The organism is Brevundimonas sp. Root1423 (assembly GCF_001426805.1).
Genome location: NZ_LMFL01000034.1, coordinates 170,783 through 195,792, shown reverse-complemented (window position 1 = coordinate 195,792; position 25,010 = coordinate 170,783). Strand labels below are relative to the sequence as shown.

Below are 25,010 nucleotides of genomic sequence, written 5' to 3'. Positions count from 1 at the left end.
CCTATTTCTTGGCGTCGGCGGTGCGGGCCGCGGCGGCGCTTACAGCAGCTGTGCGGGCGGCCGAGGCGCGGTTTGCCACGGGGCGCGCGGCTGGTGCGACGGTCACCCGGTCCCCCTCGCCAAGGAAGCCGGCGCCGGCGACGACAACCCGCGAACCGGCGGCGAGGCCGCTGACTGCCGTGGAGTCCGTCGTGCGCGACAGCACCGTCACAGGCTGGAAGTGGGCCCGGTTGTCGGTTCCCAGCATGAAGACGCCAGCGCGGTTCTCGCGGTACAGAACGGCGGCCGTCGGCACCGTCACGGCCGGCTGGTCGCCGACCTGGATGCGGGCTCGGGCGAACATGCCCGGGCGGAAGCCGCCGCCGGTGAGGGCGATCCGGGCCACGCCCAGACGGTTCTCGGCGTTGACCTCGGGTGTCACGATGCGGACGCGGCCGGTCGTCTCGCCGATCTGATCGGACGAGATCACGGCGCTCTGGCCCGAGCGGACCAGCGCCAGATCCGTCTCCGGCACCTGGGCGTCCAGCTCCAGCCGGCCGTCACGGACGATGCGGAACAGTTCGGTTCCGGCCGAGATGATCTGACCGCGCGTGACGTTGCGGCTGATGACCAGACCCGAGACAGGGGCCTTGATCGTCGCCTGCGACAGGCGGGTGCGGGTCTCGGACAGCGACGCCTGCGCGGCCGCGACATTGGCGCTCGACGCGCGTTGGTTGGCCAGCGCCGTGTCCAGCGAGGCCTGGCTGAGGAAGCCCCGCTCTTTCAATTCCTGGGCCCGGCCCAGCGCCGCCTGATCGCGGGACGCGTTGGCGTTGGCCGTCTCCACCGCCGCCTGCTGCTGTCGCAGCTGGGCTCGCAGCAGGGCGTCGTTCATCTGCACCAGCGGCTGGCCCTGACGGACGTAGTTGCCTTCATCGACATAGACGCCGGTCGCCGTCAGCCCGCCCGTTTCTGCGCCGACCGGCACCTCTTCCCAGGCCGAGACGGTGCCCGAGGCCGTGACGGTGCGCGGCAGGTTCTGCAGCGAGGCGACCACGACCGAGACGGTCTGGCTGGAGGCGCCGCCGCCGGCCTTGGCTCCCGCCTTGGTCTCGGCTTTCTTGGCGTCCTCGCTAGCGCCGCAGGCCGCCAAGGCCAGGCTGACGAGAACGACCGCCGCACCGGCTCGCATGTTCCGCTTGATGTTCGCCACGTCTGATCCCCTGTTGGGCGCCGCAGCCGGGGGGACCGCGCGCCGACTGTCGGCGCCGCTCGGGCGCTCTGTCATCAGCCGTTGAATAGCCGTTCCAACGACGCTTCTCAAATCCGAATGCACGCCCTTACGGCGAAGTAATCCGCCACAATCGCGGTTGCCGGGCATCGGCGCTGCGGCGTCCGCGTTGGCGATTTCGCCCTGCCGTGCTACCGGCGCGGCCATGACGACCCCTCCCATCGACCGTATCCGGAATTTCTCCGTTGTCGCGCACATCGACCACGGCAAATCCACCCTGTCCGACCGCCTGATTCAGGTGACCGGCGGCCTGACCGCGCGCGAAATGTCGGCGCAGGTTCTCGACAATATGGATATCGAGAAGGAGCGGGGGATCACCATCAAGGCGCAGACCGTGCGCCTGAATTACAAGGCGAAGGACGGGCTCGACTACGTCCTGAACCTGATGGACACGCCTGGGCACGTGGACTTCGCCTATGAGGTCAGCCGGTCGCTGGCCGCGTGCGAGGGGTCTCTGCTGGTCGTGGACGCGTCGCAGGGCGTCGAGGCCCAGACCCTGGCCAACGTCTATCAAGCGATCGACAACAATCACGAGATCGTCCCGGTCCTCAACAAGATCGATCTGCCCGCCGCCGAGCCCGAGCGCGTCCGGACCCAGATCGAGGACGTCATCGGCATCGACGCCTCGGACGCCGTCCTGTGCAGCGCCAAGTCCGGCATCGGCATCGAGGATGTGCTGGAAGCCATCGTCACCCGCCTGCCGGCGCCCAAGGGCGACCCGAACGCCCCGCTGAAGGCCCTGCTGGTCGACGCCTGGTACGACCCCTACCTCGGCGTCGTCGTCCTGGTCCGCGTCTTCGACGGCACCCTCAAGACCGGCCAGCGCGTCAAGATGATGCAGAACGGCTCGACCCACCTGATCGACCGCGTCGGCGTCTTCCTGCCCAAGAACACCCCGGTCGACCAGCTGGGTCCCGGCGAGGTCGGCTTCATCACCGCCCAGATCAAGGAGGTCGCCCACGCCGCCGTCGGCGACACCATCACCGACGAGAAGAAGCCGACCGCCGAACCGCTCAAGGGCTTCAAGGAAGTCCAGTCCGTCGTCTTCTGCGGCCTSTTCCCGGTCGACGCCGCCGACTTCGAGGACCTGCGCGCCGCCATCGGCCGCCTGCGCCTGAACGACGCCAGCTTCACCTATGAGATGGAATCCAGCGCCGCCCTCGGCTTCGGCTTCCGCTGCGGCTTCCTCGGCCTGCTGCATCTGGAGATCATCCAGGAGCGCCTCAGCCGCGAGTTCAACCTCGACCTGATCGCGACCGCCCCGAGCGTCGTCTACAAGATCAGCCTGCGCGACGGCTCCGAGATCGAGCTGCACAACCCGGCCGACCTGCCCGACGTGATGCAGATCATGGAAATCTCGGAGCCGTGGATCAAGGCGACCATCCTGACCCCCGACGAATACCTCGGCGGCGTCATCAAGCTGTGTCAGGACCGCCGCGGCTCGCAGGTCGAGCTGTCCTACGTCGGCWSCMGMGCGCTGGTGGTCTATGAGCTGCCGCTGAACGAGGTCGTGTTCGACTTCTACGACCGGCTGAAGCTGGTCCACCGCGGCCGCGCCGAGATGCGGGGCCGCAGCATGGTCGAGAAGATGAAGGAGCTGATCCCCCCGCACCTGTTCGTCATCCCGATCCAGGCCGCCATCGGCGGCAAGATCATCGCGCGCGAGACGGTGCGGGCGCTGCGCAAGGACGTGACGTCCAAATGCTACGGCGGCGACGCCACCCGGAAGAAGAAGCTGCTCGAGAAGCAGAAGGCTGGCAAGAAGCGGATGCGCCAGTTCGGCAAGGTGGAGATCCCGCAGGAGGCGTTCATCGCGGCGCTGAAGATGGACGAGGATTGAGGGCTGCTGACGCTGGGGCCGCTCTGAGCCATTAATGCCTACCGGCTAGCATGCCTTCCAGAGCGGAAAGTAGGGGCTCAAACGCAGCAAAGGAGCTCGCGGGCAAACCCGCGACATGCGTGGCAAAGCTGGTCTTTTCCGCAGATCTGAACTTGGGCATCGAAACGTTTAAAGGGCCCGCCACATGATCGATCATGTGCGGGGGAATGTCCTTATCTTCAAACAAGAACTCGATCGAAAGGATCGAGCGTCCTTTCAAGGCTGTACTTGCGTATGTTTGCCGCGCCGTGGGGACCGGTAACAGCATCGCCCAAGCGTTTTTCCCGTCTCTACGTTTGATAAGGCCATCACTCTCGACGCTCGATACCAAGGTAGATGGCTTGTCCCGGCTCTTCCAAACGCCATTCCATTGGTCATAAGCCTCGTCAAAATCAAATATTCCGGCAATCATCCGGCTGCCGAGCTTTGCGAATAGCTCTTGGTCGTTCAGCGTTATGTTTAGGTTTTTCATCCCTAACGCTGGTCGAATCTCGAATGGCATCGGCTGTCCGGACCTGAGTTTGCTCCACGCAGCCGAGATTATCTCTTCGTCGCTTTCGCCCTCGACCAAGACAAGCAATGGTTGTTTGGCCCCCCTTAGGAACGCTGAGAGATTGAAGGCTTGCACTGCCTCAGTTCCGCTAGCGATAGGATAAGCGGGTTTCGCCATCTCCTGAACCTGACCTGTCGGAGTTTTCTCCAGAATGACCGTTCTTGAGGTAGCTGATCCGTGAACAACGAAGGGGCTGTGCGTCGAGATGAACATCTGTGGATGTTCGCCACCGTCATCGGACAAAAGCGTCTTGTAGAAATCTACAATCCGTGACTGCCATTCGGGGTGAAGGCTTAACTCTGGTTCATCTATTAAGATCAGGGAATCTCTGGTGTTGCTTAATGACTTCAGCAAAAATCCAGCTCTAAAAACAATCTGCTTCTCGCCAGTGCTTAAGGTGTCTATCTCGCTGATACGGCCATTTTCCTCAAACTGAATATTGAGTCGTCCGTTTCCTCTCGACACCCCGCGGAAGCGCTTGGCGGGGAACATGTAATCGAATGCGCGGGTGAATCGCGACATTCTCTTGTCCCTGACACTGTTCGGCGGTGCGACGTTAGGGTGCGCGTCTACCCATTCAGACAAATCTTCAGAGTCAGCTGACCTTACATCGATAAGAAGCTGGGTAATGTCTTGGGCCAGCTTAGCGCCGCTCCGCTCCGCTTGTGTAGGCTCATCGACAGAGAGTGCTGTGATAGACCTGGCGGGCGTTGGATTGAAACTGACGTTTGCCTCGCTGAAGAACGTCTTGAATATCGCTTTTATCGATGCTTCGCCAAAAACAACGGCGTTCCCTGCCGTCGGTTCTCCGTTTACAAACGCCCATTGCAGCTTATAGCCGTCCCATCCGGAATCAAAGGAATCATAAGTAATTCTAAGGCGCCGCAGTTGCTGAGGGGTGGCGCGTACTTGATCATTTTGGGATAGGCGGTTCGCTTCATCATCGGAAAGCATGATGTCGAGCTTAACGATGCCAATTTTGGCCTCCAATTTAGCTTCGAAAGTCGCTTGTATTGCTTCAAGTATTGCTGTTTTTCCGCATCCGTTCTCCCCGGCGATTATGATCGAGTCAAACGGGACACCCTGCGGGTCAGAAAACGATATGGATAGATCTCCGATACCGGGGTGGTTGAACAGCTTCAGCGAGTATAATTTCATTATGTTTGAGTACCGTTAGGGATGCGTCTGCCCGCCTTTAGAAGCGGGCGCGCCAGTTTTCTGCCTCGAGACGAACCGCTTGCTCCAACGGCGGTGCTATCACGAAGAGTCTTGGCTTCACGGGAAGTGTGTGAAGCCGGTACAGCCGCCATGCTTCCGGCCGTTCCATCGAAACTTCTCGCTCGGTACGGGACAGGAAGAAGTCACTGGCCGGACCGCCCTTTGTCGCTTTCACCTCGATGAGGCGATCAGAGCCGTCTGGCTCGAAGCTCTTGATGTCGTAGCCCGCACCGTCCCCATAGACGTCAGAGGTCCATTCGACTTTTTTGGCGAGGTCCATGCGCTCGGCGGCGATCAGGCGAGCAATCTCGTGGTTTAGAACATGCTCTTCGCCCAGCTTTCCTAAGATGCGATTCCGCGCGTCCCGGGCGGCGGGATCGTATTTGCGGACAAGACGAACGAGGTCTTTCGGCCGGGCTTTGCGCTCCGCGCCGAGCGGAGGGATCGGGTCAGCAGGCAACAGTCCGAACGCTGACACCGAGGCTTCTATGGAGGGGGGCGTTGGGGCCGTTACCGCCGGTTGGCTCGGCGAGGGGAAGGGCGCCGTTACCGTCTGCAAAAACGCGTCGTCAGCCAGCGCCGTCGGGTGAGCGGTCAGGTATCGATCAATGGCCGGATAGATCGCCTGTTGGATATTCTCCAACGCTCCGTACCCGGGAAGCGGCGGCAGCCCTAGTCGCGAAGCGACGAACGTGATGTTGGAGAGCTTGCGACCGATCGAGCCTTCGCCGCGTCCGAGCTGCTCGTCGAGCTTCCGAAGGCGGGCCGTTTTCCAACCGCGCTGAACACCCGGCTCGGGTGAAAGCATGCTGAAATATTCGGCGACGATGAGGTCGAGTTCCTCGTCGGACCAGTTGCCCTTGCCGGTTGAAGTGTCTGCCAACGAGAGCCTCCCTGCCTCGGACAATCAAGCGAGAGTGGCAGCTTGGCAAGTCGCGATCAGAGATTGCGTGTGAGTAGGACGGTGACGACGCCCTGCGCGACGACGCAAAGAGCGAGTGCGATCACCATCAAGGTTTCTTGCCAGTCGCGTTTCATGTTCGCCCTTCGACCTGTTCGATGAACTCTCGCCGGCGTTTGTTGAACCAGCGCACCCGGAACCACGCTTCCTCCCCCTCGAACTCCGGGAACTCGCCCGGTCTGACGAAGGCCAAGGCGGGTCCGACTTTCCCGTCGTAGGTCATGACGCAAAACACCGTCCCGGCGCCGTCCTGTGGAAGGAACCGATGGCGGGCGAGGTGGACCGTGCGGATGTCAGGCATTTGTCGATGTTCCGTATTTGTTCTTCCCGAGTCAACGCGGCGACCTCCTTGATCCACAGCTGAGGGAGTTCAGCGGCTGGCCGACTGTCGCGCAACCTATCCTGGTATTTCGTTATCTAATATAGCTGATCGTGGATCGGCGCGGCGGAGGCCGTAGCCTTGGACAGCGAGACGAAGTGACCGTCGGAGACATCAAGACAAAGAGACCATCGACGTGAGGGTCCTCGTTGCATGCGAGTACAGCGGGATTGTCCGGAACGCCTTTCTCGACCTCGGCCATGATGCGTGGTCGTGCGATCTGCTGCCCAGCGAAGACGGGTCCAACCGCCATATCGTCGGTGACGCGCGCGATCTGCTGAATGACGGCTGGGACCTGCTGATGGTCGCCCATCCGCCCTGCACCCGGCTGTGCAATTCCGGGGTTCGCTGGCTGAGCGTGCCGCCGCGTGGGAAGTCCGTCGAGGAAATGTGGGCGGAGCTGGACGAGGGTGCGGCCTTATTCTCCGATTTCTGGAACGCGCCCATCGATCGCATCGCGATCGAGAACCCGGTGATGCACCGGCACGCCAAGACCCGGATCGCGAACTTTGAGGACTTCGCGCAGAGCATCCAGCCTTGGCAGTTCGGGCACGGCGAGACGAAGCGGACCTGTCTGTGGCTGAAGAACCTGCCGCCGCTGGTGCCGACGAACATCGTCAGCGGTCGCACGCCTCGGGTTCACCACATGCCGCCGTCGCCGGACCGCTGGAAGGAGCGGTCGCGGTTCTATCCGGGCATCGCCAAAGCGATGGCAGAACAGTGGAGCGAAGTCGCGATGAAGGAAGCGGCATAGGTTTTATCTTAGCGTCCCGACTCCCGCCCCCGCCTGCGTTTCCGCGCCGATTTCGCTCTATCTCCGGCGCCCTTCCGGGCGGGCGTATCCTTGCGGAATGACCGATGCGCCCCTCGCCAACACCGATCCCCATCGCACGCCGAAAGGGCCGCGGCCGCGCAAGCCGCGCGATCCGGATGCGCCCGCCCACTATCGGCTGTCGAAGGAGACGTGGGAGCTGATCCTCGCGGAATATCGCGAGGGGGCGACGGTGACCTTCCTGTCGTCGAAATGGCGGGTGTCGGCCCATGCGCTGCGCAAGCGCATTACGAAGCACAAGGCGACCAAGCGGGACTGGGGCGACGCGCAGGCGATGGAGCAGGCGGCGGCGCGCGAGGCCGAGCTGGAAGAGGCGCGGCGCAACACGCCCGAGGCGCGGGCGGCGCGGCTGTTCGACGACATGGAGAGCGAACCGCCCGAGGCGGGCGATCCCGTCGCGCTGGCGAGGCTGGCGGCGATGGCCTCCGGGCGGGCGATGCGCGGGCGGCTGTGGGCCGAGGCCAAGGCGCTGACGGCGCTGGCGGAAAGCTATCAGCGGATGGCGGGGCAGGAGCAGGCGCGCGAGGCGGGGACGCTGGAGACCCTGCCGCTGAGCGCCGTGTTCAACGTGACCATGGCCAGCGACGAACGGCTGATGGCGCGCTTCCACATCAGCGAGCGGCCCGGGGTGAAGGACCCGGACCGGGACCTGAAGGAGGGCTGGTGGCAGCTGCGCCGGCATCGCGAGCAGCTGGAGGAGGCGCAGATGGGATGGGTCGGCGATCAGGCGCGGCACATCCAGCGGCTGGAGGGGATGCTGCGGGCGGCGGGGCTGACGCCGCCGGAGTTCGCGCTGCCGGCGCAGGTGGCGCGGGCGGTGGAGATGCTGCAGCGGCGGTGAGGGGGCGGTGGGGTGGTGGGGCGGGCGCCCCTCCACCACGCTGCGCGTGGTCCCCCTCCCCATCGCCTTCGGCGACAGGGAGGAGACGACCGTGCGGCGGCGGCCCCCTCCACCACGCTGCGCGTGGTCCCCCTCCCCCACGAGGGGGGAGGAGAAGCGTGTCGACTAGTCGTGGCCGTGGCCGTCGGTTTCGGTTTCCGCCGCGCCCGGGGCCCAGCCTTCGCTGCCGCCGTCGGCGAACCAGAAGGGCGCGCGGGGGCGCTGGCGGGGGGCGATCTCGTTCATGCCGCTGTCGTAGACGCGGCCGTTGGCGACGGTGAAGGCGATGCTGGTGGTGTTGCGGATATTGTCCAGCGGGTTGGCGTTGAGGATCACCATGTCGGCCAGCTTGCCGGGCTCCAGCGAGCCGATGTCACGGTCCAGTCCGAGGGAACGGGCGCCGTTCAGGGTGCCGGCGCGGATGATGTCGATGGGGGCCATGCCGCCCTGGGCCAGGCTCCACAGCTCCCAGTGGGCGGCCAGACCCTCGCGCTGGCCGTGGGCGCCGATGGAGACGCTGACGCCCTGATCGGACAGGCGGCGGGCCTCGCGGGCGATGGAGATGTGGTTCCACTCATTGTCCGGCGCGGTCTCGGGACGGCGGGCGCGGGAGTCGAGGATGCGGCGCGGGACGTACTGCGTCAGGATCGGATGGTTCCAGACCTCGCTCTCCTGATACCAGTAGTTCTCGCCATAGCTGCCGCCATAGGCGACGACGAGGGTCGGGTTGTAGGCGACGCCGGTCTGGCGCCACAGCTGGTGGACGTCGTCGTAGAGGACGGCGACGGGGATCGAATGCTCGATGGTGGTGTGGCCGTCGACGATCATCGACATATTGTGCTGGAACAGGGAGCCGCCCTCGGGGACGACCATCATGTTCAGCTGGCGCGCGGCCTCGATGATCTGCTGGCGCTGGTCGCGGCGGGGCTGGTTGTAGCTCTTGACGCTCCAGGCGCCGGCGGCCTGCATGCGGCGCAGGGTGGACAGGGCGTCGTCGAGGGACTCGACCTTGACGGTGCCGGCGGTGGTGGCGCCGTACAGGATGGAGCCGGTCGAGAAGATGCGCGGGGCGACCACGCGGCCGGCGCGGGCCAGCTCGCTGTGGGCGAAGATCTCGCTGGTGTCGCTGGACGGGTTGTGGATGGTGGTGACGCCGAAGGCCAGCGAGGCGTAGTCGACCCAGCTCTGTTCCGGGATGATCTCGTCCGAGCCCATCGAGCCGTGCCAGTGGGCGTCGACGAGGCCGGGCATGATGGTCTTGCCGGTCATGTCCATGGTCGGGATGCCGGCGGGGAGGGTGGTCGAGGCCAGCGAGCCGATGGTCTCGATGCGGTTGCCGTCGATGACGATGACCCCGTTCTCGATCACCTCGGCGCCGTTCATGGTGATGATGCGGGCGCCGACGAGGGCGATGCGGCCCTCGGGTTTGTCGGCGGTGGCGCTGAAGCCGATGTTGATCCCGCGCTCGTCCGGCTTGGGGAGTTCGGCGGGGGCGCCTTCGACGAAGGTGAAGGACTGGTTCAGGTCGCGGCTGAACAGCTCGGGGCCCTGTGACCACTGCAGGCGGCGGCTGTCGCCGGACCAGCTGAGCCACTCGCCGGAGTCGCGGGTGACGCGGGCCTGGGGCAGGGCCTTGCCGTCGGGGGCGATGGCCTGGGGCCGGCCGGCGGCGACGAAGGGGGCGACATAGGCCTGGAAGCGCTCGGTCCAGCCGACCCAGTTTCCATCGGGCGAGACGGCGAACTCGGCGGCCCATTCGCTGGTCAGGTGGGTGCGTTCGTCCTCGCCGTCGAGGTTGACCGACATCAGGGTGCGCCGGTCGCCGTCGCGGCCGGTGAGGAACAGGCGGTCGTTGGCGGCGCCGAACTGGGGGACCTCGCCCTCGTCGGTGATGTGGACGGGTTCGCCGCCCGCGGCGGGGATGCGGTAGACGCCCGGGTCGCGGCTCCACAGGGCGGTGGTCAGGAAGCCGTCGCTGGTGGTGCGATAGACGATGGTGCGGCCGTCGGGGCTGAAGGTCGGCTCGACGTAGTGGCCGGGGTTGGGGGTGATGACGCGACCGGCGCCGCCCGAGGCGGGAACCACGCGGATGGAGCCCAGCTCCTGGTCGTCCCAGGTGGTGTAGACGATGGAGCGGCCGTCGCGGGACCAGGACGGGTAGAGTTCGAAATGGTCGCTCTGGCGGGTCAGGCGGCGAGCCGTGCCGGTGGGCAGGTCGCGGATCCACAGATTGCCGAGGGCCTCGAAGACGACCTTGGTGCCGTCGGGCGAGGGGCGGGCCCAGCGCAGCATCTTCACGTCGAACTGGTCGGGCGCGACCTCGATCGGGAAGCGGACGGCGTCCTGCACGCGGCGGGTGTCGGCGACGTGGAAGGGGATGTTCGCGACCTCCTTCGAGGCCACGTCAACGCGCTGGATGCGGCCGTCGGCCCAGAAGACGATGGAGCGGTTGTCGGGCGTCCAGCTGATCGCCGGATAGACGCCGTGGATGGCCCAGGTTTCCTGCATGTCGCGGTCGAGGGCCGAGAAGACCGGGGTCTCGCGGCCAGACTCGATGTCCATGACATAGAGGGTCGACTGGTAGCGAACGCGCCGGATGAAGGCCAGGGACTTGCCGTCGGGCGAGGGCGTCGGGCGGATCGAACCGCCGGGGCCGGTGACATAGGCGTCGATGTCGCCCGTCTCGCGGTCGAGGCGGCGGATGACATAGATCTGGTCGTTGACGTCCTTGGAGTATTCGAAGGTCGTCCCCGGCGTGGCGTCGTCGCTGAAATGCCGTCGGGCGAGAAGGCGGGCTCGCCCGTGTCCTTCTGCTGGGTGCGGCGCTCGGTCATCTGCACGCCGCCGCCGCCCGAGCGGTGGTACATCCACATTTCGCCGGCCCCGAGCGAGCGGGACGAGGTGAAATGCTTGCGGCCGACCACGAACTGGCCGTCGGGCGTCCATTCGGGCTGGTTCACCAGCCGGAAAGTCTCTTTCGACACCTGCGTCGGGTTGGAGCCGTCGGCGTCCATGATCCAGATGTTGTCGCCACCGCCCCGGTCCGAGGTGAAGGCGATGTGGCGGCCGTCGGGCGACCATTTCGGCTGCATCTCCCAGGCCACGCCGGACGCGATGGCGCGCGCCTCGCCGCCGGCGACGGGCATCACATAGATGTCGCCCAGCAGGTCGAAGACAATGGTGCGGCCGTCGGGACTGACGTCCAGCGACATCCAGGTGCCGCGGGTGACATCGATGGGGATGTCGCGCGACGGTCCGGGCGGGTTCTGCACATCCCATTTCGGCGTTTCGGCCGGAGCGGCTGCTGCGGCGACCGGAGCCGGCGCGGCGGCGGCGCCGTCCTGCGCCTGCGCGGGGGCCGGGCCTTGCGTCGGAGCAGGCGTCGGGGCGGGCGTGGGCGGGGCGGCGAGCGGGGAGGGCGGCTCGGGCGTCTGGGCCATGGCGGGGAAGGCGAGCGCCATCACGGCGGCCGTCGTCAGGAGTACGCGCTTCATCGTTTCATGCCCCGATAGCGGACGCCTGACCGCCCCGGGGGCGTCGCGTCCTTGTCGGGCGGCAACAGAGCATTGCCCGGGCGGCCAAGTCCAGCCGCGCCCCCGCCTTGCGGGTGTTTCTCCTGCGTGAATTCTTTGTCATGCGGCGACAGGTTGTGGCAGTCCGCCGGCTGGGTCATGGTCCGGGAAATACTATCTCCGGGGACCTCCAATGCGCATTCAAACAATCTTCGCCGGCGTCGCCGCCGCCGCCCTCATGGCCTTTCCGGCCATGGCCCAGGACGGCCAGTACCGCGAGCCGCTGACCCGCATCATCACCGAGGCCGCCGACGGCGTCTGCCTCGAGGCCCTCATGGCCCAGTCCCTGCTGGACGCCTGTAACAGCCAGATCCAGGGCATGGCCCCGGCCCTCGCCGCCATGGGCGCGATCGAGGAGATGACCTTCATGAGCGCCGAGGACACCCCTGAGGGGCGGCTTGAGACCTGGGCCGTGAAGTTCGCGGGCGGCGAGATTCTGACCTGGGTCATTGGCCAGCCTCACGACGGCAAATTCACCAGCGTCGCCGTCTCGGGCTAACCGGTTTGATCAGCCTGCCGACCATTCTCATCGTCGGACTGATCGCGGCCCAGGCCCCGCAGTCCCCGCCGATCTTCCAGCCCGGCGCACCCGGCGCGGCGGCGCGCGTCGTCACGCCCGGCGAGGCGGTGGCCATGAGCCGCTCGACCTTCACCGCCGCCGACGTCGCCTTCATGCAGCATATGATCGCGCATCACGCGCAGGCGGTGGAGATGGTGGGTCTGCTGGAAACCCGCGGGGCCAACCCGGGGGTCCGGCTGATCGGCCGACGCATCGCCCTCAGCCAGACGGCCGAGATGGACCTGATGCGGGACTGGCTGTCCGGGCGCGGCCAGCCGCTGGAGATGCCCGGGATGTCAGGCCATGACCACTCGGCGCACGCGGGTCATTCCATGCCCGCCAGCGATACGCCTCTGATGGCCGGCATGCTGTCCCCGGCGCAGATGCAGGCCCTCGCCGCGGCCAGCGGCCCGTCCTTCGACCGCCTGTTCCTGCAGGGGATGATCCAGCACCATCAGGGCGCGCTGGACATGGTCGACGGATTGCTGGCCAATCCGGGCGCCGGGGAAGATCCCATGCTGTCCGAATTCACCGCCTCCGTCGTCGCCGATCAGTCGGCGGAGATTCTTCGTATGCAGTCCCTTCTTTCAGACCTCTGACCTCACACACGCCAAGGAGCGGCCATGAACGTTCGCAGCACCCTGCTATCCACCGTCGCCGCCCTCGGCGTCCTGATCAGCGCCAGCGCCGCCTCGGCGCAGGCGCCCGCCGCGCAGGTCATCCCGACCGACGCCCGCAGCGCCCTGTCCGCCGGCCTGCACGACGCCGGCCAGTACGCGTCCGGCATGGTGCTGGAGCATTCCGTCCAGCCCGCCCCCGGCTTCTTCGACCCCGAGGCCCTGTTCGCGCCGCCGACGAACGCCGCCGAGGCCGCGGCCTTCCAGGAGCGGATGCGCAACAACCCCAAATACGGCCCGCTGGCTTTGGCCAACACGGACATGGCCGTATCCGACGGCAAGCTGTTCGTGGGCAATTTCAACGGTTTCAACGCCTATGACGTGAGCAAGGGCGGCGCGCCCGAACTGGTCATGTCGGTGGTCTGCCCCGGCGGTCAGGGCGACGTCTCGGTCGTCGGCAACCTGCTGTTCATGTCGGTCGAGCAGAACCGCGCCCGTCTCGACTGCGGCACGACCGCCGCCACGGGCGACGTCAACGCCGAACGCTTCCGCGGCATCCGCATCTTCGACATCAGCGACCTGAACGCCCCGCGCCAGATCGCCGCCGTCCAGACCTGCCGCGGGTCGCACACTCACACCCTGGTGCCGGATCCGACCGATCCGCGCAGCCTGTATATCTACAACCAGGGCACCGCCGATGTGCGCAAGACCGAGGAGCTGGCCATCTGCTCGGACGGCCAGCCGGACCAGAACCCGGAGACCGCCCTGTTCTCGATCGACGTGATCAAGGTGAACCTCGACCGGCCGCAGGACGCGGCCATCGTCAACCGCCCCCGCATCTTCGCCGACGCCAACGGCCGCGTCGCCGGTCTGTGGCGCGGCGGCCGCGCCGGCATCGCCAGCCAGGCGACCGCCCAGACCAACCAGTGCCACGACATCACCGTCTATCCCGAGATCGGTCTGGCCGCCGGCGCCTGCAGCGGCAACGGCATCCTGCTGGATATCTCCAACCCGCAGAACCCGACCCGCGTGTCGGACATCTTCGACCCCGACATGGCCTACTGGCACTCGGCCACCTTCAACAACGCCGGCGACAAGGTCGTCTTCACCGACGAGTGGGGCGGCGGCACCGCCGCGCGCTGCCGGGCCGAGGACCCCTCGACCTGGGGCGCCAACATGGTCGCCACCATCGAGAACCGCACCCTGCGCGGCCGCGCCTTCCACAAGCTGCCTTCGGCCCAGGGGTCTGACGAGAACTGTGTCGCCCACAACGGCATGATCGTGCCGGTCCCCGGCCGCGACCTGATGGTGCAGGCCTGGTATCAGGGCGGCATCTCCATCATGGACTTCACCGATGCGACCCGCCCGGTCGAGATCGCGTCCTTCGACCGCGGCCCGATCGAGGAGGGCAAGCTGTTCATCGCCGGTTCGTGGTCGGCCTACTGGCTCAACGGCCGCATCTATTCCAGCGAGATGGCCCGCGGCTTCGACGTGCTGAAACTGGTCCCGAGCGAGTATCTGTCGGCGGCCGAGATCGCCGCCGCCGAGAGCGTTCGCGCCGACCAGATCAACCCGCAGACCCAGATGCGCGTCAGCTGGCCCGACAGCCCTGATGTGGCCCAGTCGTATCTCGACCAGCTGATGCGCGCGCCGGCGGCCAACGCCGCCCTGACCGCACAGGTCCAGGCGGGTATCGACCAATGGCGCCAGAGCGCCCGCAACCGCCGGGGGGCGGCCGATCTGGCCGCGGCCCTGACCGCTGCGGCGACGCAGGAAACCGGCACGGCGGCCAAGGCGCGGCTGACCGCACTGGCGGGCATCTTCGGACGACGGGCAGGGTAGCCGGGCCTGCCGGGTCGTCATCCCGGGGCGCAGCGACCCCGGGACCCGGCGGCGCGCGAGAGCGCGACCCTGCCGAAAGCGCCAATGCGTCCGGCATCGCCTTCGCTGTGCTCGGCGCCGCCGGGGCCCGGCTTTCGCCGGGATGACGACAGATGAGAGGTGAGTGATCACCCTCAAGCCATACAGGGGTCCAGACGAGCTTCAGGAACGCCCGTCGCCTGACGGCGTTGTGTCGGGAACCTGAAAGAGGCTCCCATGTACAAGCTTATCCCGATTACCTCCGCTCTCGTTCTCGCCCTCGCGGCGCCGACGGCGGTTCTCGCCGATCCCGGCAACGGCAAGGGCGGCGACAAACAGGAACGCGGAAACCGCGGCGGCGACGATAACGGCCGCGGGAACGGCAACAACGGCAATGGCCGCGGCAACGGCAACGGCAACGGTAATGGAAACGGCCGGGGCGGCGACAATCGCCCGGACGTCCGCGTCGCCGTCGCGCCTGATGGCCGCGCCGTCGTCGTGGCCCGCGATGATCGCGGTCCCGGCCGGGGCAACGGTCGCGGCGATGTCGAGGTCCGCGACCTGCGCCGCGAGGTCGAGCGTCAGGTGTTCCAGACCCGCGACGGACGCCCTGTGGTGTATTTCAGCCGCGAAAACGACCGCGGCCTGATCGCCGGCTGCCCGCCCGGACTGGCCAAGAAGAACAACGGCTGCCTGCCGCCCGGTCAGGCGCGCCAGATCGCCCGCGCCGCCGAAGCCTCGCGCTACGACTGGCTGTGGCGCTCGCGCGGCGACGACTACAACTACCGTTACGACGAGGGCTATCTGTACCGGATGGACCGTCAGGGCGGGCTGCTGGGCTGGTTGCCCGTGCTGGGCGGCGCGCTTTCTCCCGGCAACGCATGGCCGGCGCAGTATCAGTACCAGCCGGCGCCCGACTACTATTCCAGCTATTTCGGCCTGCCGCAGAACCAGCAGTACCGCTACGCCGACGGCGCCCTGTACGGCGTCGATCCGCAGACGCAGATGATCAGTCAGGTCGCCGCCCTGCTGACCGGCCAGAACCTGAGCGTCGGCCAGCCGCTGCCTGCCGGTTATGACGTCTACAATGTGCCGTATGACTACCGGAACCAGTACGCGGACAACGCCAACGCCATGTACCGGTACAACGACGGCTATGTGTACCAGGCCGATCCCAAGACCCAGCTGATCACCGCCGTGATCCAGCTGCTGACCTGATCCGCGAGCGACAAGGCATGACCATGAAGACGATGATGCGCTGGGCGCTGGCCCCCGTTTGCCTGATGGCGCTGGCCGCGTGCGGCGCCGAGGGCGGCAGGAAGGATGACGCGGCCACCGTGGCCGCGCCTTCCGGCAAGACGATCGCGGCGACGCTGAAGGACGAGGGCTCGTTCGGGACGCTGGAACGGGTGCTGACGAACGCGGCGCTCGGAGACGTGCTGGCGGGCAAGGGCCCCTATACGGTGTTTGCGCCGTCCGACGCGGCCTTTACGGCCTCTGCCGGCGACCTCGGCGATGAGGCCATGAAGGCGCAGGGGGCTGCGATGCTGCGGGCCCATATCGTGCCGGGCGCCCTGACCCGGGCCGACATCCTCGCCGCCATGAGCCGCGGCGGCTCGGGCACGGTCGAGGTGCGCACCATGGCCAACAGCCTGCTGACCTTCTCGAAGGAGGGCGAGGCCGTCATCGTGACCGGCGACAACGGCGCCCGCGCGCGTCTGACCGGCGATGAGACGGTGGCCTCGAACGGCGTGGTCCAGCCGGTGGACGCCCTGCTGGTCAAGCCCGCCGCCAGCTAGCGGACGCCCAGCAGGTCCGACCAGCGCCAGCTGGCCTCGCCCAGCGCGAGCCGCGGCGCGCCGGGGCCATCGGCGAAGGCGATGACGGCCAGACCCCGCACCGGCTGGGTCCGGCACTCGCGCGGCGCAAAGGCGACCTCGAGCGCGATGGCCTGGCGCACGCCGGCCAGTCCCTTGCCGGCCTGTCCGGGATCCTGGATCCAGTCGCCGTTCCAGACCAGAATGGCCCGGCCCGAGGCGGGCATGGCGCGATGCGCCCGGGCGACGGCGTCCCGAACCTCCGGGTCGGCCCGCAGGGCGTCCTGCAGGCGCCGGACCATGTCGCACGCGCCGCCGGTACCCGCGCCCGATCCGCCGCCTCCGCCGCCGCCTGACCCCGACCCGACGCCGGAGCCCTGCCCCGCGCCGGCCTGCAGCGCGCCGGCCAGTTGGGCTTCGCCGACCACAGCCATGGGGGCGACGACGGGCGAGGGGTTGGCCGGGAGGGTCGGAATGTCCGGCGGCGGGGGCGTGCGCACCGGCCGGGGGCGCGGGGCGGCGCGGGCAGGGACCGGGCGGGGCGGGGCAGGCGAGGGGGCGGCGGTCGGCCGGGCCTGGGCGGGTCCGGGCGGCGGCTCGGCGATCACCTGCGCGGGCGGCGGAAGCGGCGGCGGCGGCCGGGTCAGGGTGACGACCACGGCGCGCGGTTCGGTCTCGGGCGGATAAATTTTATCGGGCGCGGCGGGGGCTGAAACCAGCGCGAGGAAAACCGCCAGATGGGCGGACAGGCTGAGGGCGACGGCGGGGGCCCAGCTGCGCAGCCACCGTGGTGAGCGGACCGGGCGGCCGGGCGCGACCGGCGGTCCGGGCCGCGATTTTTCCGTTTGCGTCTCAAGGCTTGACCGCACGAGGGGCTCCTCGACCAGCGGGGCCGGGGCGCCCGCGTGGACCTGAAAGACCACCCGCCCGCGTCAAGAAGGTGGCGCCCCGGAGCCATCTCCGGGGCCTGCTTCATACGGCTCAGCTAATGGTCAAGGTGACGTGTTTTGGCCCCAACGGGAACATCACTCCGCCCCGCGCATTACGCCACGGTCAGGTCCGCGTACCTATGCGGGAGTCGCGCCCCGCCCAAAAGGAGACGACACTTGACCCGATCCAAACTCAGGACAGCGGCGATCGCCGGTGTGGCGGCCGCCCTTGGCCTCGCGGCCAGCGGCTGCGCCAGCCATCAATTCGTGCGGGACAATCTGGCGGTGGTCGACAGCCGGGTGACCGAGGTCGAAGGCACGGCCGGACAGGCGCTGCAGCGGGCCAATGCGGCCCACAAACTGGCCGAGGGCAAATTCCTCTATGAGGTCGTGCTGTCGGACGACTCGGTGAAATTCCCCACCGATGCCCGCGCCCTTTCGCCCGAGGCCGAACAGCGGCTGGCCGAACTGGCCCAGCGGCTGAAGAGCGAGAACCGCAACGTCTATCTGGAAATCCAGGGCTATACGGACGCGGTCGGCGACGCGGATTACAATGAGCAACTGGGCGAGGCGCGGGCCGAGGCCGTGCGCCGCTCGCTGAGCCGCCAGGGCATCGCCCTGAACCGGATGGCGACCATCTCCTATGGCGAGGAATCGCCGGTGGCGCCGAACGAAACTCCGGAAGGCCGCGCCCAGAACCGGCGCGTGGCGATCGTCGTTCTCAGCTAGGACGACCGTTCCAGCGGGCGGCCGGGCCTTCGGGGCCGGCCGTCTGTCCGGGTTGGACAGGGGCGATTGACTGGGCGCGTCCGCTCGCCTCTTGTGTCGGCCCCTTCGTTCCCGAGTTGACCATGACCGACGCCCAACCTCTCGTCTTCACCGACAATCCGCTGAACCCGCTGGAGGAGGCCCTGTACGAGGGGCTGGCCGATGCGTCGCGGATGGGTCTGTTCGAGCGGCTGATGCTGGAGGCCGACCTGTACGCGGTGCCCGAGCCCGACAGCCCGGGCGGCGCGCCGGGCGACGACGGCGCCAAGGTGTTGCGTCAGGGCGAGCAGCTGGTCCTGCGCGGCGTGGTGCTGAACGACGGCCGCAACAGCGTCTCGGTCTTCACCGATCCGACGCGGGCGACGGCGATGTTCGGCGAGGAGGCGCGGATCATCGCCATGAAGGGCCGGTCGCTGCTGGCCCTGATGGGAGAGACGCCCGCCCTGCTGAACCCGGACGGCGGCCGCGGCCTGTTGCTGAACCCCGACCAGATCCGGTCGCTGCTGGAGCATGAGGAGGCGATCCCGCAGCTGCGCCCGGTCAGCGGCCGCGCCGAACTGCACGACGTCGATCCGTTGAGCGAGCCGACGGCGCTGGTTCAGGCGATTGCGGACACCTTCAAGCCGCCGATGGTCAAGGATGTCTGGCTGGCGCGCGCCATCTGGCCGGAGGTCGGTCAGATCGGCTGGTTCCTGGACATCCGCACGGACAGTCCCGCTGACGAGATCAAGGCGCTGGTCGGCAGGGCCGTGCGAGGCATCCACTTCGGTTACGAAACCCTGGACCTGACCGTGGGCAAACCCGGCGGTGAGCCGGGCGTCGGCATCAAGATTATCTGAAGCGTCCCGACCGGGTCAGAAGCCCCGCGTCAGGGCGATGCTGAGCTGGCTGTAGTCATAGGCGTAGCCGCTGCTGACCGGGGTGTTGCTGTGGACCACGGCCGCCCTGACGTACCAGTCGCGATCGATCTTCGGACTGGTCACCGAGGCCTCGAACCAGCCGGCGGCGCGCCAGTCGGATGCGGAGTCCCTCTGGGCGCCGAGACCGACCGCGACCTGATAGCGCCAGCCGTCGACGAAGCGCTGGACCTGCACCGTGGGCAGCACCTCGACGTACCATTCGGGTGAGAAATAGTCGGCCTCGCCCGGCTCGCTGTTGTGGAAGAAGCGGGTGCGGACGCCCGCGCTGAGTCCCCACTCCGGCTTGACCACATGGACGTAGCGCGCGCGCAGGTGGGTGCGCAGGTTGTCGCCGCCGAACTCCTGCACGCCGACCAGGGTGGTGAAGGTGTTGAAGTCGTCGACGGGCAGGTCGAAGGCGGCGCCGACGAAGGTGAAATACAGATCCTCGTCCAGGCCCTGACGGGTCTCGAGGCGGTCGCGCTCGACAAAATATTCCTGCCGGAAGCGGGCGTCGTTGTGGACGCTGACCGAGCCGAGAACGGTATCGCCGTTCGTGCCGACCGCCCCGGTGGAGGACCAGGCCTCGCCCTTGTGGGCGAAGCGGTAGTAGACGCGTTGCTCTTCCGCCGTCTCGCCGCCGAGGGGGGTGAAGCGCGCGGTCTCGAGGCGGAGGCCCTGGTAGCTTTCCGGGCCTTGATACTGCCAGTCGAGATTGACCCCGGCCTTCAGGGTTTCGGACTCGTCGGCGTCGGTCGAGAAGAACAGGTCAGCGCCGACGGCCGGGTTGAACGGGCGCTGACCCGTGCTGACGTCCTCATAGTAGGGACGTTCCCCGGCGACGGCGGCCGTGGCTCCGCACAGGGCGGCGGCGGTGATGATGAAGCGGGCGGTGCGGATCATTTTGTGCCCCATGTCTTTCTGAGTCCGGCCAGCTCGGCGAAATATCCCGCGACGCAGACCGGTTGCATCAGCAGGCTGTAGGCGAAGACGTAGAAGGCGAAGCCGCCGGCGTTGCGGCGCACGCGCAAGCCCTGGGCGCGGAACATCTTTCGCTGGACGCGGAAGATGAACCAGTTCCACAGCGCGGCCAGCGGCAGGACCGCCAGCGTCAGCGGTCCGGCGATCCAGTAGACGCCGAAAAGCGCCAGGATCAGGCCCGGTATGAAGGCGAAGCTGTAGACGAGGTCCAGCGGCAGGAAGAACAGGTTCCACCAGATGAACAGGGTGGACAGCCGCCACTGGAACAGCATCGGCCAGTGGGCGGCGAAGGCCTCGATCAGGCCGCGCGACCAGCGGCGGCGCTGGTTGGCGAACTGGCGGAACTCATGCGGGACGTTGGTGAAGACCAGGGCGTCCTCGGCATAGCCGATGCGGTAGCCCTTCCGCAGCAGGGCCCAGGTGACGACGATGTCCTCGCCGACGGTGTGCGGCCAGCCGCCGACGCTTTCCAGCGCGCGGCGCGTGTAGAGCGAAAAGGCGCCCTGGGCGACGAGCGTGCCGTGGAACATGCTCTGCATCCGCTTCACGGCCGCGATGCCGTGGAAATAGTCCCACTCCTGCGCCTTGGTCAGGACGTTGCGGCGCGAGTTGCGGACGAGGACCGAGCCGGCGACGGCCTCGGTTCCGGGCGGGTCCGACAGTTTGCGCTCGACGATGCGGGTCAGGGCGTCGGCGCGCAGCCAGCAGTCGCCGTCGACGGTGACGATCAACTCATGCGCGGCGATCTTCAGGCCGCGGTTCAGCACCGCCGACTTGCCGGCGTTGGCGGCGAAATTGACCAGCTTCATGCGGGCGCGGGTCCGGGGCTGAAGCCGCCCGATGATGCGGGCGGCGACCAGCATGGAATCGTCGGTCGATCCGTCGTTCAGCACGATGATCTCGAACGGCCCCGGATAGGTCTGGGCCGCCAGACTTGTCAGGGTGTCGCCGATGTTCAGCGCCTCGTTGTAGCAGGCGACCAGAACGCTGACGGGCGGATAGACCGCGGGCGGCGCGTGCGGCGGACGCCGGTCGAGGATGATGCTGCTCATCATGAAGGCGTTCATGAAGCCCGGCACATAGGCGATGAAGCCGATGACGATCAGGGCGCCGGGCCGGCTGACGATCCCGGACAGATCGGCAAGCCATTGCAGGGACAGGCATATGCTGAGCGCCGTCCATGCGATGCCGAAGCATAGGGCGATCGCGAACTTCACATGGACGGGCAGGTAGAGCGCCCGGCGCGCGGAGGGGCTGACCGGCACGGTCGGGGCCGGGGCGACCGACGCCCACACAGGCGCGTCGGTGAGACGAAAACGGGGAGATGCGCGAAAAATAAGCCTGGACCAAACAAACGCGGTCCAACTGGTACTCAGCCACCGACGATCGGCGGTACCAACGCTTTAGAGCGGATTAGGATCAGCAACAGGTTCAGATCATGGCGATTATATCGCCGGTCGCCCAGTCGGCTCGGGTCAGGTCAGAACCGAACGACGGTCCGCACGGCCTTGCCGTCGGCCAACTGGTCGAAGGCGGCGTTGATGTCCGACAGGGGGATCGTACCGGTCAGCAGGCGGTCGACCGGCAGCCGGCCCTGACGGAAGAGGGCGACGTAGCGGGGGATGTCCCGGCTGGGTACACAGGTCCCGATATAGCTGCCCTTCAACGTGCGTTCCTCGGCGACCAGCGAGACGACGTTGACGGCCAGCGCCGCTTCGGGCGGGGGCAGGCCGGCGGTGACGGTGGTTCCGCCGCGCCGGGTCATGCGCCAGGCGGCGTCGAGGGCGCGGACCGAGCCGGCCATCTCGAACACGAAGTCGGCCCCGCCGCCGGTCAGGGCGCGGACCTGTTCGACGGCGTCCGTGTCGGCGGCGTTGACCGTCTGGACGGCGCCGAGGGTGCGGGCCAGCGCCAGCTTGTCTTCGGACAGGTCGACCGCGATGACAGGCGAAGCGCCGGCGGCGACGGCGCCCAGAACCGACGACAGGCCGACGCCGCCGAGACCGACCACGACCACGCTCTGGCCCGCGCGGACTCCCGCCGTGTTCACGACCGCGCCGACGCCGGTCAGGACGGCGCAGCCGAACAGGGCGGCGTGCTCGAACGGCAGGTCGGCGTCGACCTTGACCAGAGACCGGCGCGAGACGACGGCGTGGCCGGCGAAAGCCGAGCAGCCGAGATGGTGGTTCAGATCGCCGGCGTCGTCATGGATGCGGCGGCCGCCGGTCAGCAATTCGCCCTTGCCGTTGGCGGCGGCGCCCGGCTCGCAAAGGGCGGGGCGGCCCTCGGCGCACGGGTTGCAGTGACCGCACGAGGGCATGAAGACCATGACGACATGATCGCCGACGGCCAGATCGGTGACGCCGTCGCCCAGCGCCTCGACCACACCTGCGGCCTCGTGGCCCAGAGCCATGGGCAGGGGGCGGGGACGGTCGCCGTTGATGACGCTGAGGTCCGAGTGGCACAGGCCGGCGGCCTTGATCGCCACCCGGACCTCGCCGGGCCCGGGCGGGTCGAGGGTCACGGTCTCGATCGAGAGGGGACGGCTGTCCGCATAGGGACGGGCGGCGCCCATGGTGCGGAGAACGGCGGCTGTGGTCTGCATGGCGACACGCTAGGCGCTTGACGCCGCGTCCGCCAAGCCCGGCGGATCAGAAGCCTTCGTTGAGCGGCTTGGTGAAGCTGAAGCCGAAGATGGTCATCCCCTCGCGGAAATAGAAGCGGTGGGCGCGGGTCCGGTGCGTGCCGGATTCCAGATCGAGACGGCTCGCGCCGCGGCGCCGGCCCTCGGCCTCGCACCAGTCCAGAAGCAGGCGGCCGTGTCCCGAACTGCGCTCCGTCTCATCGACCACGAGGTCGTCGACGTAGAGTCGGCGCCCGAAGGTCGAGATCAATAGCCGGAAGACCGCTATGCCCACGACGCGGTCGCCGACCGCCGCGACGGCCATCTCGCCGCCGTTCGCGAGGACCGTGTCCATATAGGTCGTGTAGGTCCCCGGAATGTGGGGCCGGAAGTCGCGGTGCAGACCTTCAGCGCGATCCAGCCACAGGTTCCGGTCGGCGAAGCCGCTCGCCAGTTCGATCACTTCCGCCTTGCTCATCGCGCGCTCGTCCATTGGAGGTCGTGGCCACCCTAGGCGCGGCGAGCCTCGCGATGAAATGACCACGACGGAGATTCTGCGAGCGCCCGGCGCGGGTGGGCCAAGAGACGGCTTGACGGTGGGGCGGGGAGGCTAAAGGCTCGCTGGGACGAAGACGCCGAACGGCGCGAGTTGGAAACACAGGGAGTGGGTGCGTGACCGGTACGATCGAACGGACGAAACGGAGCGACTATCGCCGGTTTCAGGCCATCTCCACGCGGTGGATGGACAACGACGTCTACGGCCACGTGAACAACGTCGTCTATTATTCGTGGTTCGACACGGCGGTGAACCGGCTGCTGGTCGTGAACGGCGTGCTGGATATTCACCACGGCACGACCATCGGTCTGGTGGTCGAGACGGGCTGCCGCTATTTCGCGCCGACCGCCTTTCCGGACGAGATCCAGGCGGGCGTGCGGGTGGCGCATGTGGGAACGAGCTCGGTCCGCTACGAGATCGGCCTGTTCCGCAACAACGAGGACGATGCGGCGGCGGTCGGCCATTTCGTTCACGTCTATGTCGACCGTGAAACCAAGCGACCCGTGTCTGTGGACGACAAGATGCGCGGGTTCCTCGAGAGCCTGAAGACGTGACGTCTCCCTCCCCCTCGTGGGGAGGGATGTCGGCGCGAAGCGACGACAGGGTGGGGTACGTCGGTCCGCGCTCCGGCCCTGTCGAACCCCACCCGGTCGCTGCGCGACCACCCTCCCCATGAAGGGGAGGGAGAATTGCTAGTCGTCCAGACGGCCCATCAGGGCCAGGGCGCCGACCGCGGTCAGGACGCCGAGGGTGAAGGCGCCGATGATCGATCCGACGGCGGCGGGGGTCGAGATGGTGATGGGCCGGGTCTCGTACCATTCGACGATGTCGGCCTCGTCGAGGTCGCCGTCGGCGTAAAGGTCAGCGTCGTAGATGACGTCTTCGGCTGTCATGGAAACGGCTCCGGTTGGGATGCAGGAACAATGTCCGGGCGCGCGGGCGGTTCCTGTGTCGTGACAGCGCACGCGGCTTCGGCTAGATGCGCTGCTCGTCCGTTCCGCCGTCGCGCTCAAGCAGCGAGCGACCGCGTCGCGAGCGGTAGCGCCCAATCAAGAGAGCTTCATGGCCGGCCATTCCAAGTTCAAGAACATCATGCACCGCAAGGGGCGCGCCGATGCGCAGCGCTCCAAGCTGTTCTCCAAGCTGTCGCGGGACATCACCGTGGCCGCCAAGCTGGGCATGCCCGACGTCAACATGAACCCGCGCCTGCGTCTGGCCGTGAACAACGCCAAGGCCGAAAGCCTGCCGCGCGACGTGATCCAGCGCGCCATCAACAAGGCCGCCGGCGGCGACGTCGATACGATGGAAGAGGTCCGCTACGAGGGCCGCGGCCCCGGCGGCGTGGGCATCATCGTCGAGGCCCTGACCGACAACCGCAACCGCGCCGCCTCCAACATCGGCGCGGCGTTCAAGAAGAACGGCGGCATGCTGAGCGAGATGAACTCGGTCGCCTTCATGTGGAACCGCGTCGGCCGGATCATCTACCCGGCCGAGGCCGGCTCCGAGGACGCTGTCATGGAAGCCGCCATCGAGGCGGGCGCCCAGGACGTCGAGAGCGATCTGGTCAAGCCGGACATCTATGAGGACGCGCCCGGCCACACGATCTGGACGACGTTCGAGGATCTGAACGAGGTGGCCGAGGCCCTGTCGAAAATTCTCGGCGACGCCAAGTCCACGGCGCTGGTCTGGCGGCCGCAGAACGAGGTCACGGTGAGCGGCGAGGCGGTCGGCACGCTGATGAAGCTGCTGGACGCGCTGGACGCCGAGGACGACGTGCAGAACGTCTATTCGAACGAGGACATCTCCGACGAGGACCTGGCGAAGTACGCGGGCTAAGGAACGGCTGACGACCGGGCG

At 67.4% G+C, this 25,010-nt stretch carries 24 protein-coding genes; 13 read left to right on the top strand and 11 right to left on the bottom strand.

What is annotated here, in order from left to right:
* Position 1: 1 nt before the first annotated feature.
* Entirely contained in the window at positions 2–1,192 is a 1,191-nt protein-coding gene (locus ASD25_RS19495; protein ID WP_235562798.1) for an efflux RND transporter periplasmic adaptor subunit, read from the bottom strand.
* Between the two features lie 223 nt (positions 1,193–1,415).
* Here ASD25_RS19495 and lepA point away from each other — a divergent pair, with 223 nt between their 5' ends.
* A complete protein-coding gene (lepA, locus tag ASD25_RS19490) occupies positions 1,416–3,110 on the top strand; it encodes a translation elongation factor 4 (protein WP_056619803.1) in 1,695 nt (564 codons plus the stop codon).
* 31 nt (positions 3,111–3,141) lie between these two features.
* Here the strand turns inward: lepA and ASD25_RS29620 are convergent, their stop codons facing one another.
* The 3 genes from ASD25_RS29620 to ASD25_RS19475 all read right to left on the bottom strand — a co-directional run bounded on the left by ASD25_RS29620 (position 3,142) and on the right by ASD25_RS19475 (position 6,182).
* Positions 3,142–4,860 (bottom strand): AAA family ATPase, encoded by a 1,719-nt coding sequence (locus tag ASD25_RS29620; RefSeq protein ID WP_082572518.1) that lies wholly within the window; start codon positions 4,858–4,860, stop codon positions 3,142–3,144.
* A 37-nt stretch (positions 4,861–4,897) separates the two neighbouring features.
* Positions 4,898–5,803: a DUF3883 domain-containing protein gene (locus tag ASD25_RS19480; RefSeq protein ID WP_056620135.1), complete on the bottom strand. Its 906-nt coding sequence runs from the start codon at positions 5,801–5,803 to the stop codon at positions 4,898–4,900.
* A gap of 151 nt (positions 5,804–5,954) precedes the next feature.
* Complete coding sequence (locus ASD25_RS19475) at positions 5,955–6,182, bottom strand: hypothetical protein (RefSeq protein WP_056619799.1); 228 nt, start codon at positions 6,180–6,182, stop codon at positions 5,955–5,957.
* A gap of 214 nt (positions 6,183–6,396) precedes the next feature.
* Here ASD25_RS19475 and ASD25_RS19470 point away from each other — a divergent pair, with 214 nt between their 5' ends.
* Positions 6,397–7,014: a hypothetical protein gene (locus tag ASD25_RS19470; protein ID WP_056619795.1), complete on the top strand. Its 618-nt coding sequence runs from the start codon at positions 6,397–6,399 to the stop codon at positions 7,012–7,014.
* 97 nt (positions 7,015–7,111) lie between these two features.
* On the top strand, positions 7,112–7,933 hold the full coding sequence (locus ASD25_RS19465; protein WP_056619790.1) for a hypothetical protein: 822 nt from the start codon (positions 7,112–7,114) through the stop codon (positions 7,931–7,933).
* A gap of 165 nt (positions 7,934–8,098) precedes the next feature.
* Here the strand turns inward: ASD25_RS19465 and ASD25_RS19460 are convergent, their stop codons facing one another.
* Positions 8,099–10,843: an amidohydrolase family protein gene (locus ASD25_RS19460; protein WP_235562797.1), complete on the bottom strand. Its 2,745-nt coding sequence runs from the start codon at positions 10,841–10,843 to the stop codon at positions 8,099–8,101.
* Positions 10,844–10,882: 39 nt separating this feature from the next.
* Between ASD25_RS19460 and ASD25_RS32205 the strand changes: the two genes are divergently transcribed.
* From ASD25_RS32205 to ASD25_RS19435, 6 genes are all read left to right on the top strand, one after another.
* On the top strand, positions 10,883–11,125 hold the full coding sequence (locus tag ASD25_RS32205; protein ID WP_235562796.1) for a hypothetical protein: 243 nt from the start codon (positions 10,883–10,885) through the stop codon (positions 11,123–11,125).
* 552 nt (positions 11,126–11,677) lie between these two features.
* Positions 11,678–12,043 (top strand): hypothetical protein, encoded by a 366-nt coding sequence (locus ASD25_RS19455; protein WP_056619788.1) that lies wholly within the window; start codon positions 11,678–11,680, stop codon positions 12,041–12,043.
* Between the two features lie 5 nt (positions 12,044–12,048).
* Positions 12,049–12,702: a DUF305 domain-containing protein gene (locus tag ASD25_RS19450; protein WP_056619786.1), complete on the top strand. Its 654-nt coding sequence runs from the start codon at positions 12,049–12,051 to the stop codon at positions 12,700–12,702.
* 24 nt (positions 12,703–12,726) lie between these two features.
* The gene (locus tag ASD25_RS19445) at positions 12,727–14,562 is read left to right on the top strand and encodes an LVIVD repeat-containing protein (RefSeq protein WP_056619783.1); all 1,836 of its coding nucleotides are present in this window, start codon (positions 12,727–12,729) and stop codon (positions 14,560–14,562) included.
* A 255-nt stretch (positions 14,563–14,817) separates the two neighbouring features.
* Entirely contained in the window at positions 14,818–15,798 is a 981-nt protein-coding gene (locus tag ASD25_RS19440; RefSeq protein WP_056619780.1) for a hypothetical protein, read from the top strand.
* A gap of 17 nt (positions 15,799–15,815) precedes the next feature.
* Positions 15,816–16,379, top strand: a complete 564-nt coding sequence (locus ASD25_RS19435) for a fasciclin domain-containing protein (protein WP_056619778.1) — start codon at positions 15,816–15,818, stop codon at positions 16,377–16,379.
* Here ASD25_RS19435 and ASD25_RS19430 read toward each other — a convergent pair.
* Positions 16,376–17,320: a hypothetical protein gene (locus ASD25_RS19430; protein ID WP_056619777.1), complete on the bottom strand. Its 945-nt coding sequence runs from the start codon at positions 17,318–17,320 to the stop codon at positions 16,376–16,378. The two genes, ASD25_RS19435 and ASD25_RS19430, sit on opposite strands and share 4 nt — an antisense overlap.
* Positions 17,321–17,503: 183 nt before the next feature.
* Here ASD25_RS19430 and ASD25_RS19425 point away from each other — a divergent pair, with 183 nt between their 5' ends.
* Together ASD25_RS19425 and ASD25_RS19420 are read left to right on the top strand one after the other, a co-directional pair.
* Positions 17,504–18,055, top strand: a complete 552-nt coding sequence (locus ASD25_RS19425; RefSeq protein ID WP_056619776.1) for an OmpA family protein — start codon at positions 17,504–17,506, stop codon at positions 18,053–18,055.
* 122 nt (positions 18,056–18,177) lie between these two features.
* Positions 18,178–18,933 (top strand): SseB family protein, encoded by a 756-nt coding sequence (locus ASD25_RS19420; protein ID WP_056619775.1) that lies wholly within the window; start codon positions 18,178–18,180, stop codon positions 18,931–18,933.
* Positions 18,934–18,948: 15 nt separating this feature from the next.
* On the opposite strand, the gene ASD25_RS19415 is transcribed toward ASD25_RS19420, so the two are convergent.
* The 4 genes from ASD25_RS19415 to ASD25_RS19400 form a co-directional block, all read right to left on the bottom strand.
* Positions 18,949–19,896, bottom strand: a complete 948-nt coding sequence (locus tag ASD25_RS19415; protein ID WP_056619773.1) for a hypothetical protein — start codon at positions 19,894–19,896, stop codon at positions 18,949–18,951.
* Positions 19,893–21,269: a glycosyltransferase family 2 protein gene (locus tag ASD25_RS19410; RefSeq protein WP_235562795.1), complete on the bottom strand. Its 1,377-nt coding sequence runs from the start codon at positions 21,267–21,269 to the stop codon at positions 19,893–19,895. The genes ASD25_RS19415 and ASD25_RS19410 overlap by 4 nt, the downstream gene beginning before the upstream one ends.
* Before the next feature lie 185 nt (positions 21,270–21,454).
* Positions 21,455–22,579 carry a zinc-dependent alcohol dehydrogenase family protein gene (locus ASD25_RS19405; protein ID WP_056619771.1) on the bottom strand — a complete coding sequence of 375 codons (1,125 nt, stop codon included), beginning with the start codon at positions 22,577–22,579 and terminating at the stop codon, positions 21,455–21,457.
* Between the two features lie 46 nt (positions 22,580–22,625).
* Positions 22,626–23,075, bottom strand: a complete 450-nt coding sequence (locus tag ASD25_RS19400; protein WP_056620121.1) for a GNAT family N-acetyltransferase — start codon at positions 23,073–23,075, stop codon at positions 22,626–22,628.
* Positions 23,076–23,269: 194 nt separating this feature from the next.
* On the opposite strand from ASD25_RS19400, the gene ASD25_RS19395 reads away from it, so the two are divergent.
* Entirely contained in the window at positions 23,270–23,707 is a 438-nt protein-coding gene (locus ASD25_RS19395) for a thioesterase family protein (protein WP_200943674.1), read from the top strand.
* Positions 23,708–23,845: 138 nt separating this feature from the next.
* On the opposite strand, the gene ASD25_RS19390 is transcribed toward ASD25_RS19395, so the two are convergent.
* A complete protein-coding gene (locus tag ASD25_RS19390; RefSeq protein WP_056619769.1) occupies positions 23,846–24,046 on the bottom strand; it encodes a hypothetical protein in 201 nt (66 codons plus the stop codon).
* 169 nt (positions 24,047–24,215) lie between these two features.
* On the opposite strand from ASD25_RS19390, the gene ASD25_RS19385 reads away from it, so the two are divergent.
* Positions 24,216–24,989 carry a YebC/PmpR family DNA-binding transcriptional regulator gene (locus ASD25_RS19385; protein ID WP_056619763.1) on the top strand — a complete coding sequence of 258 codons (774 nt, stop codon included), beginning with the start codon at positions 24,216–24,218 and terminating at the stop codon, positions 24,987–24,989.
* The last annotated feature ends 21 nt before the right edge of the window (positions 24,990–25,010 follow it).

Coding starts and splice junctions, on each gene's coding strand:
- ASD25_RS19400 (WP_056620121.1), bottom strand. CDS start 23,075: ATGAGCAAGGCGGAAGTGATCGAACTGGCGAGCGGCTTCGCCGACCGG.
- ASD25_RS29620 (WP_082572518.1), bottom strand. CDS start 4,860: ATGAAATTATACTCGCTGAAGCTGTTCAACCACCCCGGTATCGGAGAT.
- ASD25_RS19390 (WP_056619769.1), bottom strand. CDS start 24,046: ATGACAGCCGAAGACGTCATCTACGACGCTGACCTTTACGCCGACGGC.
- ASD25_RS19475 (WP_056619799.1), bottom strand. CDS start 6,182: ATGCCTGACATCCGCACGGTCCACCTCGCCCGCCATCGGTTCCTTCCA.
- ASD25_RS19415 (WP_056619773.1), bottom strand. CDS start 19,896: ATGATCCGCACCGCCCGCTTCATCATCACCGCCGCCGCCCTGTGCGGA.
- ASD25_RS19420 (WP_056619775.1), top strand. CDS start 18,178: ATGACCGACGCCCAACCTCTCGTCTTCACCGACAATCCGCTGAACCCG.
- ASD25_RS19435 (WP_056619778.1), top strand. CDS start 15,816: ATGACCATGAAGACGATGATGCGCTGGGCGCTGGCCCCCGTTTGCCTG.
- ASD25_RS19445 (WP_056619783.1), top strand. CDS start 12,727: ATGAACGTTCGCAGCACCCTGCTATCCACCGTCGCCGCCCTCGGCGTC.
- ASD25_RS19385 (WP_056619763.1), top strand. CDS start 24,216: ATGGCCGGCCATTCCAAGTTCAAGAACATCATGCACCGCAAGGGGCGC.
- ASD25_RS19465 (WP_056619790.1), top strand. CDS start 7,112: ATGACCGATGCGCCCCTCGCCAACACCGATCCCCATCGCACGCCGAAA.
- ASD25_RS19455 (WP_056619788.1), top strand. CDS start 11,678: ATGCGCATTCAAACAATCTTCGCCGGCGTCGCCGCCGCCGCCCTCATG.
- ASD25_RS19440 (WP_056619780.1), top strand. CDS start 14,818: ATGTACAAGCTTATCCCGATTACCTCCGCTCTCGTTCTCGCCCTCGCG.
- ASD25_RS19405 (WP_056619771.1), bottom strand. CDS start 22,579: ATGCAGACCACAGCCGCCGTTCTCCGCACCATGGGCGCCGCCCGTCCC.